14 protein-coding genes and 1 pseudogene are annotated in these 17,214 nt (G+C 50.7%); 13 read left to right on the top strand and 2 right to left on the bottom strand.

Features of this window, described 5'->3' with window-relative positions:
• Positions 1-40 precede the first annotated feature (40 nt).
• The 4 genes from NK662_RS02955 (at position 41) to NK662_RS02940 (ending at position 5,113) form a co-directional block, all read left to right on the top strand.
• Positions 41-1,231 (top strand): MFS transporter, encoded by a 1,191-nt coding sequence (locus NK662_RS02955; protein WP_254757447.1) that lies wholly within the window; start codon positions 41-43, stop codon positions 1,229-1,231.
• Positions 1,228-1,782, top strand: a complete 555-nt coding sequence (gene thpR / locus NK662_RS02950) for an RNA 2',3'-cyclic phosphodiesterase (protein ID WP_254757181.1) — start codon at positions 1,228-1,230, stop codon at positions 1,780-1,782. Before NK662_RS02955 ends, thpR begins: the two co-directional genes overlap by 4 nt.
• A gap of 89 nt (positions 1,783-1,871) precedes the next feature.
• On the top strand, positions 1,872-4,010 hold the full coding sequence (gene pulA / locus NK662_RS02945; protein ID WP_254757179.1) for a type I pullulanase: 2,139 nt from the start codon (positions 1,872-1,874) through the stop codon (positions 4,008-4,010).
• Between the two features lie 314 nt (positions 4,011-4,324).
• Positions 4,325-5,113: a phosphotransferase family protein gene (locus tag NK662_RS02940; RefSeq protein WP_254757177.1), complete on the top strand. Its 789-nt coding sequence runs from the start codon at positions 4,325-4,327 to the stop codon at positions 5,111-5,113.
• 1 nt (position 5,114) lies between these two features.
• On the opposite strand, the gene NK662_RS02935 is transcribed toward NK662_RS02940, so the two are convergent.
• Entirely contained in the window at positions 5,115-5,414 is a 300-nt protein-coding gene (locus NK662_RS02935; RefSeq protein WP_279663317.1) for a YtzH-like family protein, read from the bottom strand.
• Positions 5,415-5,520: 106 nt separating this feature from the next.
• On the opposite strand from NK662_RS02935, the gene trmB reads away from it, so the two are divergent.
• From trmB to NK662_RS02915, 4 genes are all read left to right on the top strand, one after another.
• Positions 5,521-6,204: a tRNA (guanosine(46)-N7)-methyltransferase TrmB gene (trmB, locus tag NK662_RS02930; protein WP_254757173.1), complete on the top strand. Its 684-nt coding sequence runs from the start codon at positions 5,521-5,523 to the stop codon at positions 6,202-6,204.
• Positions 6,205-6,332: 128 nt separating this feature from the next.
• Entirely contained in the window at positions 6,333-7,172 is an 840-nt protein-coding gene (locus NK662_RS02925; RefSeq protein ID WP_254757171.1) for a YtnP family quorum-quenching lactonase, read from the top strand.
• A gap of 356 nt (positions 7,173-7,528) precedes the next feature.
• Positions 7,529-10,099 (top strand): dynamin family protein, encoded by a 2,571-nt coding sequence (locus NK662_RS02920; RefSeq protein WP_254757169.1) that lies wholly within the window; start codon positions 7,529-7,531, stop codon positions 10,097-10,099.
• A 7-nt stretch (positions 10,100-10,106) separates the two neighbouring features.
• A complete protein-coding gene (locus NK662_RS02915) occupies positions 10,107-12,728 on the top strand; it encodes a dynamin family protein (protein ID WP_254757167.1) in 2,622 nt (873 codons plus the stop codon).
• A 66-nt stretch (positions 12,729-12,794) separates the two neighbouring features.
• On the opposite strand, the gene NK662_RS02910 is transcribed toward NK662_RS02915, so the two are convergent.
• Entirely contained in the window at positions 12,795-13,106 is a 312-nt protein-coding gene (locus NK662_RS02910) for a PepSY domain-containing protein (protein WP_254757165.1), read from the bottom strand.
• A 135-nt stretch (positions 13,107-13,241) separates the two neighbouring features.
• Here NK662_RS02910 and NK662_RS02905 point away from each other — a divergent pair, with 135 nt between their 5' ends.
• The 5 genes and pseudogenes from NK662_RS02905 to NK662_RS02885 form a co-directional block, all read left to right on the top strand.
• Entirely contained in the window at positions 13,242-14,315 is a 1,074-nt protein-coding gene (locus tag NK662_RS02905) for a M42 family metallopeptidase (protein WP_254757163.1), read from the top strand.
• Between the two features lie 42 nt (positions 14,316-14,357).
• Positions 14,358-14,858 carry a DUF84 family protein gene (locus tag NK662_RS02900; protein ID WP_254757161.1) on the top strand — a complete coding sequence of 167 codons (501 nt, stop codon included), beginning with the start codon at positions 14,358-14,360 and terminating at the stop codon, positions 14,856-14,858.
• A 17-nt stretch (positions 14,859-14,875) separates the two neighbouring features.
• The gene (locus tag NK662_RS02895; RefSeq protein ID WP_497717175.1) at positions 14,876-15,238 is read left to right on the top strand and encodes a thioredoxin family protein; all 363 of its coding nucleotides are present in this window, start codon (positions 14,876-14,878) and stop codon (positions 15,236-15,238) included.
• Positions 15,235-16,038, top strand: coding sequence for a DUF1444 domain-containing protein (locus NK662_RS02890; protein WP_254757156.1), 804 nt, complete (start codon positions 15,235-15,237; stop codon positions 16,036-16,038). The genes NK662_RS02895 and NK662_RS02890 overlap by 4 nt, the downstream gene beginning before the upstream one ends.
• A 194-nt stretch (positions 16,039-16,232) precedes the next feature.
• Positions 16,233-17,214: pseudogene (locus NK662_RS02885) on the top strand (hypothetical protein); the annotation flags it as partial.

Genomic DNA, 17,214 nt, shown 5'->3' with positions numbered 1-17,214 from the left:
CTTTATAAAGTTTTTGCAGCCAGAAGGGAGACACAGGGTGATGGGAACAAAGGAAATCAAGAGAGCGAGGAGCCTGTTTCAAGCGTTTAATTTTGCAGTGTTCTTCGGCTTTGGAGCGCTGTATCCGCTTCTTGGCGTATATCTGCAGCAATATGCCGGCTTAAATGGCGGGCAAATCGGAAACATTATGTCGGCCGGACCCATTGTGATGCTGCTGGCGCAGCCGCTTTGGGGCATGCTGTGCGATTATACACAGCGGCCGCGCCATGTGCTGCTGCTGACGCTTGTCATGACGGTGATTGCCGGCTATCTCTACGCTTCCGTGGAGCATTACGCAGTGTTCCTGATCATCGCCATCGGGCTGGCGCTGGGACAGAGTGCGCTGATCCCGATCTCCGACAGCATGGCGCTCAGCTTTGTGCAAAAGCATGGCGGCAGCTACGGTGGCATCCGGCTGTACGGGGCCATCGGCTTTGCCCTGGCCGGCGTTATCTCCGGGAAAGCTACGGATCTATTCGGGATGCATACTATTTTCTATATGTATATGGGTGCCATGCTCACAGCAGCCTCCATTACAATGCTGCTTCCGAAAGAGGGGGGTGCCATGCGTGTGGATATCCGCGCCGGCGCCGCGCATTTGCTGCGCCAGCGTGATTTTGTTCTGTTCCTCCTGTGCACCTTCCTCATCTTTGGACCGGTGAATGCAAACAATACGTACTTCGGGTTATTAATCATGCAGCTTGGTGGAACACTGACAGGAGTAGGCTTTGCCTTTTTGCTGGCGGCAGGGAGCGAGGCGCCCTTTATGCGGTTCGCTTCAGGGTTCATCGGGAAGATGGGGCTGCAGCGCGTCCTCATTCTGGCAGCCGCGGTGGCGTCAGCCCGCTGGCTGCTGTATACGGTAGAGCCGCCTCTGTCAGTGGTATATGCCACGACGGTCGTACAGGGTGTCACAGTCGGGCTGTTTATTCCGGCAGCGCTGCAGCATGTGCGCAGCATGGCGCCGGCAGCCATGCAGGTCACCGCTGTATCCTTGTATGCAGCGGCGGGCGGCGGCTTGGGCGCTTGGTTCTGCACCTTTGTCGGCGGCATCCTGATGGAGCGCTTCGGTGTGGCCAGTGTATATGTATTCTTCGCGCTTCTGACCTTCAGCGGTGTCCTCCTGTTTCTGGCGCAAGGAGCCGGCGGGCTGCAGAAGGGGGAGCTCACACAAAAGGAGAGTGCTTCATGAACACACATTATTTTTTGGCGATTGAGCTGCCTGCATCAATTAAAGACATAGTAAGGGAGTGGAGGGAGCAGCATCCACTCCCTTTTCAAACATGGGTGCACCGGGATGATTACCATATTACGCTTGTGTTCCTGGGGAATACAGAGACGTCTGTACTCGAGAAGCTGAAGCAGCGGATGGATGAGCGGCTGCCTGCACATCGGTCTTTTGATTTACAGCTCCGCGGGCTTGGTGTGTTCGGCAACCCGGCGCATCCGCGCATCCTATGGACGGGGGTGACGGAACCGCAGCCCCTGTTCGATTTGCAGCGGGAAACAGCGGACCTGTGCCGAGAGCTTGGCTTCGCTGTGGAAACGCGCCCGTACCGTCCGCACATTACAATAGCCCGAAAATGGGGCGGCCCCCCGCTGGCAGCCGGCGTGAAGCAATGGGAAACAGAGGTGCTGCAGCAGGCTTCCTTCACTGCCTGCAGGGTTGTCCTGTATCAAACACATCTGGCGCGCAAGCCTAAATATGAGGTGCTGCACACCGTGCATCTGCCGGAAGAATGAATACTTTATGAAACCGTTTACTTGTCAGGTGAATATATATAGAGGAAAGCGCATATGTGCGCAAATAACAGGGGGTGGCGAAGCAAGCAATGCTGCAGATCAATCGGGCGTTTGAAGCTTATCTGGATGCGATGGATCAAATTACGATTTTATTGCCGAAGCCGTATGGAACCTCCGGGCAATTCCTGCTGAAGCGCGGAAGCGAGGAGTGGAATCTGCCCATACTGCGTGTGAGTGAACTGCCGCAGTTTACGAAATATGAATGCCGTGCGGATGCGTACCTGGAACTCGGACAATCTTATGCAGTAGCAGATGAACGGGGCGCAGCAACCGACTTGCAGGCGGGCGCGGTGATCCGCACAAAGGAATTTGATGAAGCTTACCACTATGGCGGGGATGATTTAGGTGTTTCCTTCACAGCAGAACGCAGCACCTTTAAGGTGTGGGCGCCGACGGCCTCCCAAGCCAAGGTCAGGCTGTTTGGAAAAACGGCAGAGGATCATTCCATGGTTCGGGGGCAGAACGGAGTATGGAGCTGTGAGGTGCCGGGGAATTTGGACGGTCTGCAGTATACGTACCTGGTATGCATTAATCTCGTATGGCGCGAGGCTGTGGATCCTTATGCGCGGGCGGTGTCGGCGAATGGGGAGCGCGGAGTCGTAATTGATTTGCAAAAAGCACAGGTGCAGGACGACGCAGTGCTGCCGCCGCTGCCGCATTTTACAGATGCCATCATTTATGAAGCGCACATTCGTGACTTGACCATTCATCCGGACAGCGGCGTTTGGCATAAGGGACTGTATCTCGGTTTAACAGAAGAGCACACGAAAAGCGGGAGTGGCAACGCCACGGGGCTGGCATACTTGAGGGATTTGGGTGTCACCCATGTGGAGCTGCTGCCGGTTCATGATTTTGAAGGAGTGGACGAATTTGCACCGTGGCAGCAGTATAACTGGGGCTATAACCCGGTGCACTTCAATGCTCCGGAAGGGAGCTATGCCACAGAACCGAATGACCCGTATGCCCGGATCAGGGAGCTAAAGCAACTGATTGCAGCCTTCCACCGGAACGGTCTCAGGGTCATTATGGATGCGGTCTACAACCATGTATACATCCGGGAGACCTCATCCTTTGAGAAATTGGTTCCGGGCTATTATTTCCGCCATGATGCCAATGGCATGCCGTCAAACGGTACAGGTGTCGGCAATGATCTCGCGCCAGAGCGGAAGATGGTGCAAAAGTTCATTGTGGATTCGGTCATGTACTGGCTTCGCGAATATCGCTTGGATGGATTCCGTTTTGACCTGATGGGAATTTTGGACCATGAAACGATGAACCTGATCCGACGGAGGATGGATGCGGAGCGCAGCGGCATTCTGCTGCTCGGGGAGGGCTGGGATTTGCCTACACCGCTGCCTGCCGAGCGAAAAGCAACCTTGTACAATGCCCATAAGATGCCGCGCATTGCCCAGTTTAATGACCGGTTCCGCGATGCCATTAAAGGAAGCACCTTTCATGTATGGGAAAAGGGCTATGCGGGCGGAAGAGATTTTGATAAACACGGAATTGAATTTCTGCTGCGCGGCAGTATCGCATCCGATGCAGGGGCTGCAGGAATGTTTGGGGAGCCGGACCAAACCATCAATTATGTGGAAAGCCATGACAACTGGACGCTGTGGGATAAGCTCGCCATCAGCAACCACGAGGAGGCAGAAGAAATTCGCAGACGACGGCATCTGCTGGCAACGGCAGTCACGCTGTTAGCGCAGGGCATCCCATTTCTTCATGCCGGACAGGAATTCTTCCGCACCAAGCATGGTGTGGAAAACAGCTATAATGCCCCTGACGAGATCAACTGGATGGATTGGCGCCGCAAAGAGGAGTACAGTTGGGCTGTTGAATATGTAAGGGGGCTCATCGAGATCCGGAAGGCGCACGGCGCGTTGCGTCTGCCATCCGCCAGTCTGATCCGCCGGCATGCAGCTTTTCTTCCGGCTCCGGGTCCAACCATTTTGTATCATCTGCGGGATGTCGGCAAATGGGGTGCGTGGAGTGAGCTGCTGCTCATGTTTCATAATGAGATGGAAGCGCGCGAGGTAACGCTGCCGGAAGGAAAATGGCATGTGCTTGCGGAAGGACAAAAGGCACAGCCTGTGCCGCTGCGTACCTTCACGGGAAGCCGTCTGCTGCTTCAGCCGATCAGCACCTACGTCCTGGCGAAAATGTGAGCTTTCCCCACTTGACTATGCTGATAAAATAAAGGTAGAATGAACGAAGACAGCTATTTTGGTTATATGGCCATAATAGCTCTCTTTTTGTCTGACAGAAAGCTGGTTTTGCTCAGACTGAAACGTAAGACTCGAATGAAAAGCAGACAAGGAAGGCCATGCATGCATGGCTCCATATATAGCTTGGCATGTGCCAAGTTTTCTTTATTGTATATAGAAATTGTATAAATATAGCAATCACCGGTATATAGTTTCGGGCCATGGGAGGCTGACCGGGGACCATACTTCAAGACAAAAGGAACTGTTGACGGGTAATGAACATGGAATGGTTGGAGCAAATACTAGGTGAAAATTGGAGGGTCACGCCTGCGGGCGGAGCGACCGGGGATGCATACATTGCCGTGCAGGGGGAAAAGAAGCTGTTTTTAAAGCGAAATACGTCCCCTTTTTTAGCCGTGCTCTCTGCTGAGGGTATTGTGCCGAAGCTGCTTTGGACAAAGCGCATGACGAACGGGGATGTGATTTCGGCGCAATCATGGCTCAGCGGTCGTAAGCTGGAGCCGTTGGAAATGAAAGACCGCCACGTGGCGCAGCTGCTGAAGAAAATCCATGCTTCGCCTGAGCTGCTGCAGATGATGCAGAAGCTGCGCAAAGACCCGGTAAATGCCCGCGGGATTTACGAACAGCTGCTTTTGACGCTTAAAGACCAAAAGCGGGACCCGCTTGTCCAGCGCGGCCTCCTATACTTGGAGGAGCAGCTGGAGCAAGTACGGTATGAAGAGCTGGTTGTTTGCCATTGCGATGTAAACCATAATAATTGGCTGTTGTCCGATGAAGATGAGCTGTACCTCATTGATTGGGACGGAGCTGTTATTGCCGATCCGGCTCTTGATATTGGGATGCTGCTGTACTGGTACGTTCCGCAAGCCGAATGGGAGGAATGGCTGCATCACTATGGACTAGAAATGACGCCATCCCTGCTCCGCCGGATGAAATGGTACGTAGTCGCGCAATCCATTGTTTCCATCCAATGGTATACCAATAAGGAAAAGCCGGAGGAAGTGCAATATTGGCGTGATTACTTGCAGCAGCTGCTGCCGTAGGCTACGAGAATTGATCCATGTCTGACACCCACTGTGTCAGCTGTTCCTGATGATTGGAAATATGCTGGTCCAGGTCAGGAGAGTACTTGCCTGCCTGGCTGTAATAATACACGTCGTTCAACATGGACTTCATATCAGCCTGGATGCCGTCATTTGCCATCAATGATTTAATGAGGCGCTCCATTTGCTCGCATTCGGCAACCGTGCCGCAGCAATCGCATTGGTGATTGTTGAGAATATCGCGGAGCACCGTTAATTGGTCCTGGTGGGAAAGTGGCACGAAGAACACATCCTTTATCATAGTATTTCGGTTGTAGTGTTCGTCAGAGGACGGCGTTTTATACTAGAGAGAAAAACCGAGTGCACTCGTCCGTACTTGGTTTTTTCATGCAAAGGGAGAGGAAAACATGCGCCTAAGACATAAACCACATGCATTAGATTTAATTGCGGCTCATCCACAGTTTGTTGTTGCGGATCCGCAAAAGGGAAAATGGAAGGAAGAATTCGGAAACAACAACCCGATTCATATTGAGGTTGGCACGGGCCGTGGCCGTTTCATCTATGAAATGGCAAAGGCGAATCCGCACATTAACTATATCGGTATTGAAAAATTCTCCAGTGTAGTTGTGGACGCGCTGCAAAAGCTGATTGATGAAGAGGTGCCAAACCTAAAGCTGCTGAACAAGGATGCAAAGGATTTGACTGTATTCTTCGAGGACGGTGAAATCAACCGTGTGTACTTGAACTTCTCTGATCCATGGCCGAAGGCGCGCCATGAGAAGCGCCGTTTGACATACAAGTCCTTCCTGCAGAATTATGAGCAGGTGCTGGCAGAAGGCGGCGAGCTGCACTTCAAGACGGACAATCAGGGCTTGTTTGAATACTCGCTGATGAGCTTCTCCCAATATGGCATGCCGCTGAAGTTCTTAAGCCTGGATTTGCACAACAGCGATTTTGAAGGCAATATCATGACTGAGTACGAAGAGAAGTTTTCCAGCCGCGGCAGCCGGATTTACCGGGTGGAGGCGAAGTTCCCGCTGAGAACAGCCGAAGCCGGACAAACGGCAGAGCAAGCAGCTGTGCTGGTATAAAGAAACGAAGCCTGTGCCATCCGCGGCACAGGCTTTTTTTCTGATGCACAACCGCAGGATGGGTGATTTTCGGGAAGGAGAAATTTTCCTGATGTATGATACAATAATGAAGAAAGGGGAGGAAGAACATGGATCAACTTCGCATTGGGGAAACGACAGCCACCTGGCTTCGGGGCGGAAACACAAATTTGGACGGCGGCGCAATGTTTGGCGTCGTGCCGAAAGCGCTTTGGTCGCGGAAATATGAGCATAATGAGCAAAACCAGATTCCGCTGCGCACCGATCCGATTCTGCTGCAGACCAAGCATGGCAATATGCTGATTGATTCAGGCATCGGCAAAGGAAAAATGACGGACAAAATGAAGCGCAATCAAGGAGTCACCGAAGAGACGGCAGTCGAGGAATCGTTGGCGGCGCTCGGTTTGACAGCGGCTGATATTCACTATGTCCTGATGACGCATCTGCATTTCGACCACGCATCGGGCTTAACGAAGGATGAGGACGGGGAGCTTGTACCGGCGTTTCCGAGCGCTGCTATTTTGGTCTCGCAGACCGAATGGGAGGAAATGCAGCAGCCAAACATCCGCTCACGCAATACATACTGGCGGGAAAATTGGGAGCCGGTCCAGCACATGGTGCAAACCTTCGCTGAGGAAATTACGGTAGCGGAGGGCATCCGCATGGTGCATACAGGCGGCCACAGTGATGGACATGCTGTTGTGATTGTCGAGGATGGCGGCGAGGTGCTGCTGCATATGGGGGACATTCTTCCGACGCATGCGCATCAGAATGTACTCTGGGTCATGGCTTATGATGACTATCCCATGACCTCCATCAGCCAAAAGCAGAAATGGATTGGCTATGGGATTGAGCGGAATGCCTGGTTTACCTTTTACCATGACCACTATTACCGCGCAATCAAATGGGACCGTGAAGGACAAATACAGGAAGCTATAAAGCGCGGCTGACAGAAAGCCCCCTCATTACAGAGAATGTGGGGGCTTTCTTGTTGCAGGCTCATTTCGCAGCAGCTGCCGTAAGGAGAGAACATGATGGAAAACGATAAAAATTTATAATTTTATATATATATTTATTATTCATAAAATGGTCAAAAATTATGCCCTGATGTAAAATATGAGCATATGTAGAAAAAATGTAATTTTAAAATATTGAGTTTAAGTGAATTAAGTGACAGGGGAACTGTTGCACGGGTGTTGGTAAAAGCGCCTTGAAGCAGGTCACTTTAGCAAATTGTTGATCAGGTGGCTCAGGGGAGATTCATATGGGAGAATCACAACTATTATTGTACGGAAGAGGTATGAGTATGAATGAATTATGGTTGAAGGAAAAGAACCACTACATCTCTGTCCTGGAAGATTTGGACAAAATGATTGCTGAAATTGTACAAATCAATGAACGGAGTGTACTTGTTTCCAATCAGGCGGCAGATCGTCTAAAGGAAGTAAAGCAAGAAAACCGCATTTATAAGGAAAAACTAGAGAAGGACGACTTTGAAATTGCCATTGTGGGGCTGGAGAAGGCAGGAAAAAGCACATTCGCCAATGCCTTGATTGCCGATGACATTCTTCCTTGGGATTCAGTCCGTTGTACTTTCACCTCCACTGAACTGCGCTACGGGGAAAATCGGGCAGAAGTGACGTTCTTAACAAGAGCCCAATTCAATGAGCGTTTCTCAACAATGCTGAAGGAAGTCGGTTTTCCAAACCCGGAGGACTGGACTTTTGAAACGCTGCCGATTGCAAATTTCGAGGAATACTTTTCGCGTCTAATTGAGACGAACTCCCGCTTGTACAATGAACATGTCGGGAAAACGGAAGAGGACATTAAGGATTGCATTAAGGGCAAGCATATTATTTTGGAATACTTGGATAAGGGAACTGTAACCTTTGAAAGTGAACATCTGCAAACACAGCAGTTTAAGCACTTTATCACGGATCCTTCTAAGTCCAGAGCTGTGCAGAATATCTCTATTTTCTCGGAAAAGCTGGAAAACCTGCGTAATGTTGTCATCTATGACGTGCCTGGCTTTGACTCTCCCACAAAAATTCACGAAAACCAGACAATTGAACGCTTGAAGCAGGCAGATGCGATTGTTCTTGTCACAAATATCGGCGAGACTCCAAATATGCTCGGCACACAGCTGAACATGCTGCTGAAGGAAAGTGACCATGCCGGCATTAAGCTTCATGAAAAGCTGTTTATTTTTGGAAATAAAATTGATAAGGTAAACGGTGTCTCGGATGCAGTGAAAAATACCAACACGTTAAAGCAGGACGCTGTATACAAGTTTAAGATTGTAACAGAAGAGAGAATTTTCGTCGGTTCAGCCTATGCGTATCTGCAAAAGCATGGATTGCTTCCAGGCGCAGGGGCATTGCAAAAGCTGGAGGTGCTGGAGCTTCAGGACGGAATTGATGATATCTTGACCGAGCTGTCCCAATACTATAGAAATGAAAGATTTGAAGTGCTCAAAAAGCGGATTGGCCGCAACGTAGGTGAACTGCAGAAAATTTTCAACTCAATCCTGAACAGCAACAGCAATCTGACCAACTCTGAGAAGTTCAAAACAGTTGATATCCAGTTAAGCTTCGGCTTGGCCAGACAGGCACGCGAGAGCATCAAGCTGGAGCTGGAGCGGCTGCGGGATACATTAAAGGAAGAAATCCCCCGGAATAAAGAGCTGACGAACAAGCTGATGTCCATGATTGATGCGAATTTTTATTTCATCGATGACCAGGCGGTTGAAGAAGCACGCAGACAGGTGTCATCTGCTTATACAACCGAATTTGTGCCCGAAGAAATCAACAAGCATGTGCGGAAGCTGCTTGACCATGAGTTCACTTCCATGTTCCAAACAATCTTGGTGAATATCGCCAATGAGAATGCTGAAGACATTTACAACAAAATTGTAAGCATTTTCTTAAGGGGATTGGATTTAACATCCAACAATCCGTATTATGATGAGATTTACGATAAGCTGGTAAATTTCCTGAATGAATTGCTGCATGATGTATCGTATGATGAGCGAAGCTTCGTCCACTTAATCAACCGCTTCAGCTCGGATTTGTTTGACATCCTGATTCTTTACCCATTTGGAGGGGAAGCGAGACGCAATAAATTCTATGTGTCTGAACAGGATTTCTACAGTTTGGCCATGTATGATGATCAGGTATTTAAGGACAAACCGTACTATATGCAGCCGCTAATCCAAATGATTTTGAGCCATCGTGAAATTACGCCGTCTACCTTGGAGCATGTAAAGGATATGATTCTTAAGGTAATAAACGATTTCCCTGCAATTGCAGAGTCCATGAGCCCCAGACTGGAGCACACCATTGCCAGAATTGCGGAGGAAGTGGCGCTGAAGGGACATGATGTTGAGAAATTTGAGGAATTGCTGTTTGACAAGCTGCAGCTTGTCGGCCAAGGCGATGCCGACATGATTGCAGAGCGCACCTCCCGTATGCTGTACCGTACGCTGGAGCAATGTGAGGAGGAGTTTTCCAGCGGTGAGGGCTATCTTTATGAAAAGAATGCCTACATTGAGGGGCTGTTGGCGCAGGCGCAAAAATCCAAGAGCAAGCAGGAGACAAGAGAGGAAATCAACACGGATATTGCTTACTTGATCAGGGCGCTGAAGGGACCGGTGTCCAACGCGATTGCCTTGGAAAAGTCGTTCTTGTCCACGGTCATTAAGCAAATTAACCTGCTGCATGACAAGCTGTTTCATGAAGAGTTTGATATGTTTATTGCGGAAAACGCTACAAAAATTCGCTATTTGCAATTCGCCGAGCACGAAACGGCAAAGGAAAACTATGAAAACCGCAAGCTGATGCTTGAGAAGCTGAAGAAGATTATTCGCGGATTGGAGTAACACATCTATGAGGGTAACAATACTGCAAGGACTGCAGGATCGGGAAGAGGTTGTACGCCTCTTGGACAGTAATGAAGGAATGTATTTTTTACTGGAAGGCGGCCAGCCATTATATCAATTTATTGACGAATTGCATCTGGAAGGAAGGCTGCTGGCACGTCTGCAAATTGCGGAGGAAGTGGTGTTTTCTTGTCCCGCTTATGTACAGACGAGCCTGCACAAGCAGCCGGTTTCTTGTCTGAGTGATGTTGTTTGTTTGTATGAGGAAAATGGAGAGTATTCTCTTGTTGTGGATACAGAGGACTATGATTTTGTCAGCCATGTGATGCAGCAAATCATATATCTGGATTTGCCTATACGAGTCGCAATAGCGCGGGAGGAGGAGGATGCGCGACGAATCCGCTCGTTCCTTCACCGTGCCGAAGGGCTTCAGGAAATGATTGATAGCGCAGAGTCATATATTCAGGGAGCCATGTCGCCCAGCGAAGAGAACGGAGAAGGCTATGCCCATTTGCTGCAGAAGCTTTCACAGCGCTTCAAGCAGGTAAGCAGCCAGACGCTTCATGTTGCCGTAATGGGGACAAAGAAAGCCGGGAAAAGTGTGGTGGTGAACAGTCTGCTGGGGGATGCGTATGCACCGGCCAGTGTCGAACTCCCCACCTCCACAGCCTGCCTCTATAAAGCAACGGATGATGCATGTATTACTGTTGCGCAAGGCCATGAGAAGCTTGTATTTAAGGATGCATCTGCCGTTCATGCCCATATGACCAGACAGTTTAAGCTCGCCCAATTTGATGCGGAACTGACGGAAGAGCAAAAGGAAATTACGATTCACTATCCAGTGCGGACAGAACAAATGAAGCGGTATACCATTGTGGATACGCCCGGACCGGATTTTGCCGGGGCGCGGCATAAGGAACCGGCCTACCGCTGGATCCGGCAGGCGGATATCATTTTGTTCGTTGTTGATTATGCCAAGCACTTGACAGCCAGTGAAGAGCAATATTTGCAGGATATTAAAAAGCAATTTGAACAGTGCGGCAAGTTTTATTCTCTGCTGATTGTTGTGAATAAGCTGGATGAAATGTATCGAAGCCCTGAAGCGAAGTCCACGGTCCGTTTCCTTGACTATCTGCGCCGCCGTCTCCAGGAACTTGGCTACAAGGGCTTCAGCATCATGGGAGTCTCTGCACTCAGCTATCTCCTGTCCGTACAGGCGCCCAAAATTCCAGGCTGTGAACGGTTGGTTACGGAGAACCAGCATGAGCTGCAAAATGCCTTCCGCGACTGCCGTGCACTATACCGCGGCAAACCGGAAATGACAACCATCAGCTTTCTGCGCTCACAAATGGACCATCTGCTGGATTTCTTCAGCATTGAGGCAACGCTTCGGACAGTGCAGGAAAAAAGCAACGTGCCACGCTTAATCGAGTATACAGACTATATTGCCGGGCAAAAAGCGACAGTGGAGGCTTATAAGCAGCATCTATTTGAAATTGATTTCTTGTCCGCCCAGCTGCAAAATAAATTGCAGCAGGACCTCCTGAATTCCCTTTCCATGCACAAGGGAAGAATACAGGAAGCATATACAGGGATTACTGCCAAGGCGCAGGAAATGTCCCAATATATGCAGGGGATGGAACTGCAAATTGTAGAGAAGGCGCTGATTGAAAATATTCGCAAGGTGTATGTGGAGCTTTTGGAAAAGACGGAAGCACAGCTGCTGGAAAAGGTAGAAAAGGAAGCTGCTGTGCAGGTGCAGCGGTTCCTGGAAGGATTGATTGCCTGGAAAGCAGATGATCTGCAGAGTAAAATCTTCAACAACGAGTTTTTGCGCCAGGAAATTTTGCCGCTGCTGAACTTGGAAAGGATCGGCAAGCTGAGTGAGGAGTTTTATGAGAAGCAGCTCCGGGTGGTGCAGCAAAAGCTGCAGGAGAAGCTCAAGCATAAGGAGTCTGAACTGCAGGAGGGAATTGGAGCCTTCCGCCAGATTGTGCAGGAACTGTCTTCTTTCATCAATAAGGAGTATGAGGCGGTGGACATGAAAATTGTTGTCCCGTCTTTGGAGCCTTCTTTCTATGAGCCTGTCTCTTTGGCGGGAGCGGCTTTGCTCCTTGACCCGAAGGTGATTGCCAAAACAATTGAGAACCACATTGTCGAAAAGGGCTTCTTTAAAAAGCTGCTGAGCCTGTTGTTGTTTAAGCGGGAGAAGCATGATTTGCATGCAGATTCTCTGGTGAACGACCTGCAGACGGAAGTGAAAGAACACGCATCCAAGCGGCTGAAGGAGCTGCATGGCGCGATTCTTTCCCGTCTGGATGCACAGTTTAAGCAGCTGCAGCAGCGGATGTATGAAGAAGTCCAGCGGGTGCTGCAGGCTTACAAAGCAATGTTTGCATCCATCCATCAGGATATGGATGCGAAGAAGGAGCAAATGCAGCAGGGGATTGAGGCAGTTGAGCAGCAAATGGAGCTGGCCCGGTATCTGGAGCACTGTCTTGCAGACTATTTTGCGGCTTGGCATGCCATTTCGTCTGCAAGCGCTGAGCAGCAGGAAACGCAAGAGGATGATGAACAAACGCAGCAGGAGGCTGAAGCGGCAGAAGAAGTGGAATTGCAACCGCAATAACAAATCAAGGCTGTTCCCTGGAAAATTCCTTGGGACAGCCTTTTTTGCGCGGACAGTTCATTTTTGTTACGCGGGTATAACCTCCAGGATGCTGCCTGTCTTGGCATCGGTCAAGAACTCAAAGCGTTCTTGTTCCCCGTCAATGACAACGGTAATGCCGCCCCGGTACACTTCATACGTCAAATCAAATTTTTCATAGGACTCAGGCACCATATGCACCCAGGAGCCTGTCACTTCGCCTTTTTCCATGAAAGCTTCTTTTGCCAGCTTCAATGCCCTTTCAGAGGACAGGTGGCGGTGCTCCTGCAGCTTCGTTGCTGCAAAATAGCCGGCTGCAAACCCTGCACCCACGCCAAGCAATACACTTTTCCAATTCACGGGATTCACCTCAATTCAGTAGATGGCTTTTCTTCAGTATAATCGAAATGGCGGGAAAAAAGAAGAAACTAGAAAGATTCCCGTCCGTCCGCTACAATAGAAAAGGGATGACTGAAAAAAGAAGGGGCGATACATATGAATCAGGAAACAATGGAGCTGTTCCGGACACTGACAGAGCTTCCGGGAGCACCCGGCTTTGAGCATGAGGTGCGCCGTTTCATGAAGCAGGAGCTTGGCAAATATGCGGATGAAATCATCCAGGACCGTCTCGGCAGCGTATTTGGCGTAAAGACGGGTGATGCGAATGGCCCGCGCATCATGGTGGCCGGCCACATGGATGAGGTGGGCTTCATGGTGACGCAAATTACGAAAAACGGGATGATCCGCTTTCAGCCCCTCGGCGGCTGGTGGAGCCAGGTGCTGCTGGCGCAGCGCATGCAAATCATGACGGACAAGGGCCCGATCACCGGGGTAGTCGGTTCCATTCCGCCGCACATTCTCAGCGAGGAAGTGCGCGCAAAGCCGATGGATATGAAGAATATGCTGATTGATATTGGTGCGGATGACTATGATGATGCCATTGCCATCGGCATTAAGCCCGGCCAGCCGATTCTGCCGATTTGCCCGTTCACGCCAATGGCCAACCCAAAGAAGATTATGGCCAAGGCATGGGATAATCGCTATGGCTGCGGCTTGGCAATTGAGCTGTTGAAGGAAACACACGGTGAGACGCTGCCAAATATCTTATATTCCGGCGCGACCGTACAAGAGGAAGTGGGCCTCCGCGGTGCCCAGACAGCGGCGAACATGATCAATCCGGATCTGTTCTTTGCACTGGATTCCAGCCCGGCAAATGATGCTTCCGGTGACAAAAAGCAGTTCGGCCAGCTGGGCCAAGGCACACTGCTTCGCATTTTCGACCCGACAATGGTGACACATAAGGGCATGCGCGAATTTATTTTGGATACGGCAGAAACACATAATATTAAATATCAGTACTTTGTGTCCCAAGGCGGCACAGATGCGGGCCGTGTCCATACGAGCAACTGGGGTGTGCCTTCCGCCGTCATCGGCATCTGCTCCCGCTATATTCATACACATGCGGCTGTCATGCATGTGGATGACTATGCGGCGGCAAAAGAACTGCTCATCCGTCTTGTCCGGGCAGCAGACCGCACAACAGTGGAAACCATTCTAAATAACGGATAAAAAGGGGCCCTGTGCCCCTTTTTGCGTAAAAGGAGCTTACATATGAAAATTGCAGTCGGTTCATTGAATCAAACAAAGGTGGGTGCGGTGAGACATGCGGCAGGCGAAGCCGAAATCCTTCCTGTTTCTGTGCCGTCCGGGGTCAGCAATCAGCCCTTCTCTGATGAAGAAACAATGCAGGGCGCGGTGAACCGGGCCCGCCATGCGCTGGAGGAAACAGGTGCGGATGTGGGAATCGGCCTGGAAGGCGGGGTAATTGAAACCGGATACGGCCTGTTTCTGTGCAACTGGGGGGCACTGGTGGCGGCTGACGGGACAACCTTCCTGGCGGGGGGCGCCCGGATTAAGCTCCCAGATGAATTTTTACAGCCGCTGCTGGCCGGCAAAGAGCTGAGCGAGGTCATGGATGCCTACACAAGACGGAAGGATATTCGCAGCAACGAGGGGGCCATCGGCATTTTTACCGCAGGCTATGTGAACCGTGAGGAAATGTTCACGCATGTTGCCAAGCTGTTAATAGGACAATATACATATCAAGCATAAGAGTTGCATGAACAGGACTGTCTGTATTACAAAGGAAACAGAAACAAAAGGAGGCTATCGTGATGAAAACACTTGAAAGCATGGAACAGTTTCAGGCTGCGAAGCAGGAGGAAAAGACCGTATTCCTATTTTCGGCCGACTGGTGCCCGGACTGCGTATTTATTAAACCATTTATGCCCGAGGTTGAGGAGAAGTTCTCCGATTTCACCTTCTATTTCGTGGACCGCGATCAGTTCATGGAGCTTTGCCAGGAGCTGAACGTATTCGGCATCCCGAGCTTCGTCGCCTACAGCAAAGGAGAAGAAAGGGGCCGTTTCGTAAACAAGGACCGCAAAACACAGGAGCAGATTGAAGACTTTCTGGCAGGCTTGTCCGCATGAAGATGAACAGCCGCAAGATGAAGGACGAGCTCACCAAGCGCCTCGAGCGCCCGGAATGGTTGATTCAGTATGACCGGGAGAAGGATGCGCTTCGAATTGAAAACCGGGAGACGCAAAAAGGGATTACGGTTTCCATCCCCGGCATTGTGGCCAAGTGGGAGGTCAGCAAGGAGAAGGCAATCGATGAGGTCGTGTACTATGTGGAGAATGCCCTGCTGGCGATGGAGCGCGAGGAGACAGGCGATGCGGTCCGCATTCTGCCGGTCATCCGTTCCACTTCCTTCCCGATGCAAGCGGAGGATGATAATCCGCTTGTGACAACAGAGCATACAGCCGAAACCCGCATTTACTACGCGCTGGATTCGGATACAACGTACCGGCTGCTTGACCGGCGTTTGCTTGGCAAGCTCGGTCTGACGGAGCAGCAGGTACGGGAAATGGCTCTGTTCAATGTACGGTCGCTGCCCCGCAAGATGAAGCGTGATGAGGTGGCGGGCAACACCTTCTATTTCTTCAACAGCAATGATGGCTATGATGCAAGCCGGATTTTGGATGATTCCCTGCTGGAGGAGCTCAAGAAGGAAATGAGCGGCGAAATGGTGGTGGCAGTGCCGCACCAGGATGTGCTCATTGTGATGGATGCACGCAACGAAGTCGGATACGATGTCATGGCGCAAATGGCAATGAAATTCTTTGCGGAGGGCCGCATTCCGATTACAGCTTTATCCTTTATCTACGAGGACAAAGAGTTGGAGCCTGTTTTTATTCTCGGAAAAAACCGGCCGCGCGGCAGCAAGTAAGGAGAGGCAGGGATACCAGCACGAATGGTATTCTGTCTCTCCTTTTCTTTGTTGACTTAGACAAAATGTGCGCAATTTTCCCTGCATGTTTTGCCGAATGCTGTTACAATAAAGAAAGTTTCATTTAGTAAATCTGCCTGTAAGCAGGAGAGGATTTACATGTAAGCTACTTTAGAAAGAAAGAGTGGTCATACATGCTTGATTGGATGAAAAAGCTGTTTAAGAAAGAGGAGGAGGAGCAGCATGCTCCGGACGTTCTTGAACTGGCCCGCTACTCTTATAAGCAGGAACGAGATGTGCAGCAGGAAGAGATGCCGCAGCGGGCAGGCGGGAAATTTCGCTTTCCGATTGACGCGCGTGATGTGCAAGCGGAGCTTCGTCCGCGTGAAACAACACCGGAGCCGGTTCAGCCTGTAGAAAGCCTGCTATACATACAACGAGAAAAGACGCCGGAACCGCCCGTTTATTCTACAGTCCGGCCCCAGCGCCGGGAATTGGATTTGCCTGAGGTGCCTGTGCTGCGGGAGAGCCCGCGCAGACCGGAAGTGCCGCCGCGCAGATTGGAACCGCCTGTGTTGCCGGGCAAACCGGAAGCAGCAGTGCCGCCACACAGGCCGGAACCGCCTGTACTGCCTCGCAAGGCAGAGCAGGCTCCGGCGGCGGAGACGAGGAAACGGCCGTTTCGGCTGACAGAAACGATTTCCCCGGTGTTTGGCTACAAACGTCCATCCTATGATTTGCATCGGAAGCAGCCTCCTACAGACTTAGTGCTCTCGGCTAACAGCCGGTCTGTTGTGGATGCTTGGCTGGAAAAGCACGGACTGCTGCCGCCTGAGGAAGAGATAGATCTGGCTGAGCGGACTACAGCTGCGGCGGAGGAAGAGCCCTATGCATATGCAGAGCATGAGGCAGCTGCGGAAGCGGAGGAAGAGGAAGAGCCCTATGCATATGCAGAGCATGAGGCAGCTATGGAAGCGGAGGAAGTGTTCCATGTATATGCAGAGCGTGGGGCAGAGCCGGAAGCAGAGGAAGAGCTCCATGTATATGCAGAGCGTGGGGTAGAGCCGGAGGAGTTTGCAGAGGCAGAGGAAGAGCCCCATGCATATGCAGAGCGTGAGGCAGAACCGGAAGCAGCTGCAGAAGCAGAGGAAGAAGAGCTTCAGGTATATGCAGAGC

The organism is Ectobacillus ponti, from assembly GCF_024294785.1.
Classification (GTDB): domain Bacteria; phylum Bacillota; class Bacilli; order Bacillales; family Bacillaceae_G; genus Ectobacillus; species Ectobacillus ponti.
This window is presented reverse-complemented; position numbering and strand designations above follow the sequence as displayed.

Coding starts and splice junctions, on each gene's coding strand:
- NK662_RS02955 (WP_254757447.1), top strand. CDS start 41: ATGGGAACAAAGGAAATCAAGAGAGCGAGGAGCCTGTTTCAAGCGTTT.
- thpR (WP_254757181.1), top strand. CDS start 1,228: ATGAACACACATTATTTTTTGGCGATTGAGCTGCCTGCATCAATTAAA.
- pulA (WP_254757179.1), top strand. CDS start 1,872: ATGCTGCAGATCAATCGGGCGTTTGAAGCTTATCTGGATGCGATGGAT.
- NK662_RS02940 (WP_254757177.1), top strand. CDS start 4,325: ATGAACATGGAATGGTTGGAGCAAATACTAGGTGAAAATTGGAGGGTC.
- NK662_RS02935 (WP_279663317.1), bottom strand. CDS start 5,414: ATGATAAAGGATGTGTTCTTCGTGCCACTTTCCCACCAGGACCAATTA.
- trmB (WP_254757173.1), top strand. CDS start 5,521: ATGCGCCTAAGACATAAACCACATGCATTAGATTTAATTGCGGCTCAT.
- NK662_RS02925 (WP_254757171.1), top strand. CDS start 6,333: ATGGATCAACTTCGCATTGGGGAAACGACAGCCACCTGGCTTCGGGGC.
- NK662_RS02920 (WP_254757169.1), top strand. CDS start 7,529: ATGAATGAATTATGGTTGAAGGAAAAGAACCACTACATCTCTGTCCTG.
- NK662_RS02915 (WP_254757167.1), top strand. CDS start 10,107: ATGAGGGTAACAATACTGCAAGGACTGCAGGATCGGGAAGAGGTTGTA.
- NK662_RS02905 (WP_254757163.1), top strand. CDS start 13,242: ATGAATCAGGAAACAATGGAGCTGTTCCGGACACTGACAGAGCTTCCG.
- NK662_RS02900 (WP_254757161.1), top strand. CDS start 14,358: ATGAAAATTGCAGTCGGTTCATTGAATCAAACAAAGGTGGGTGCGGTG.
- NK662_RS02890 (WP_254757156.1), top strand. CDS start 15,235: ATGAAGATGAACAGCCGCAAGATGAAGGACGAGCTCACCAAGCGCCTC.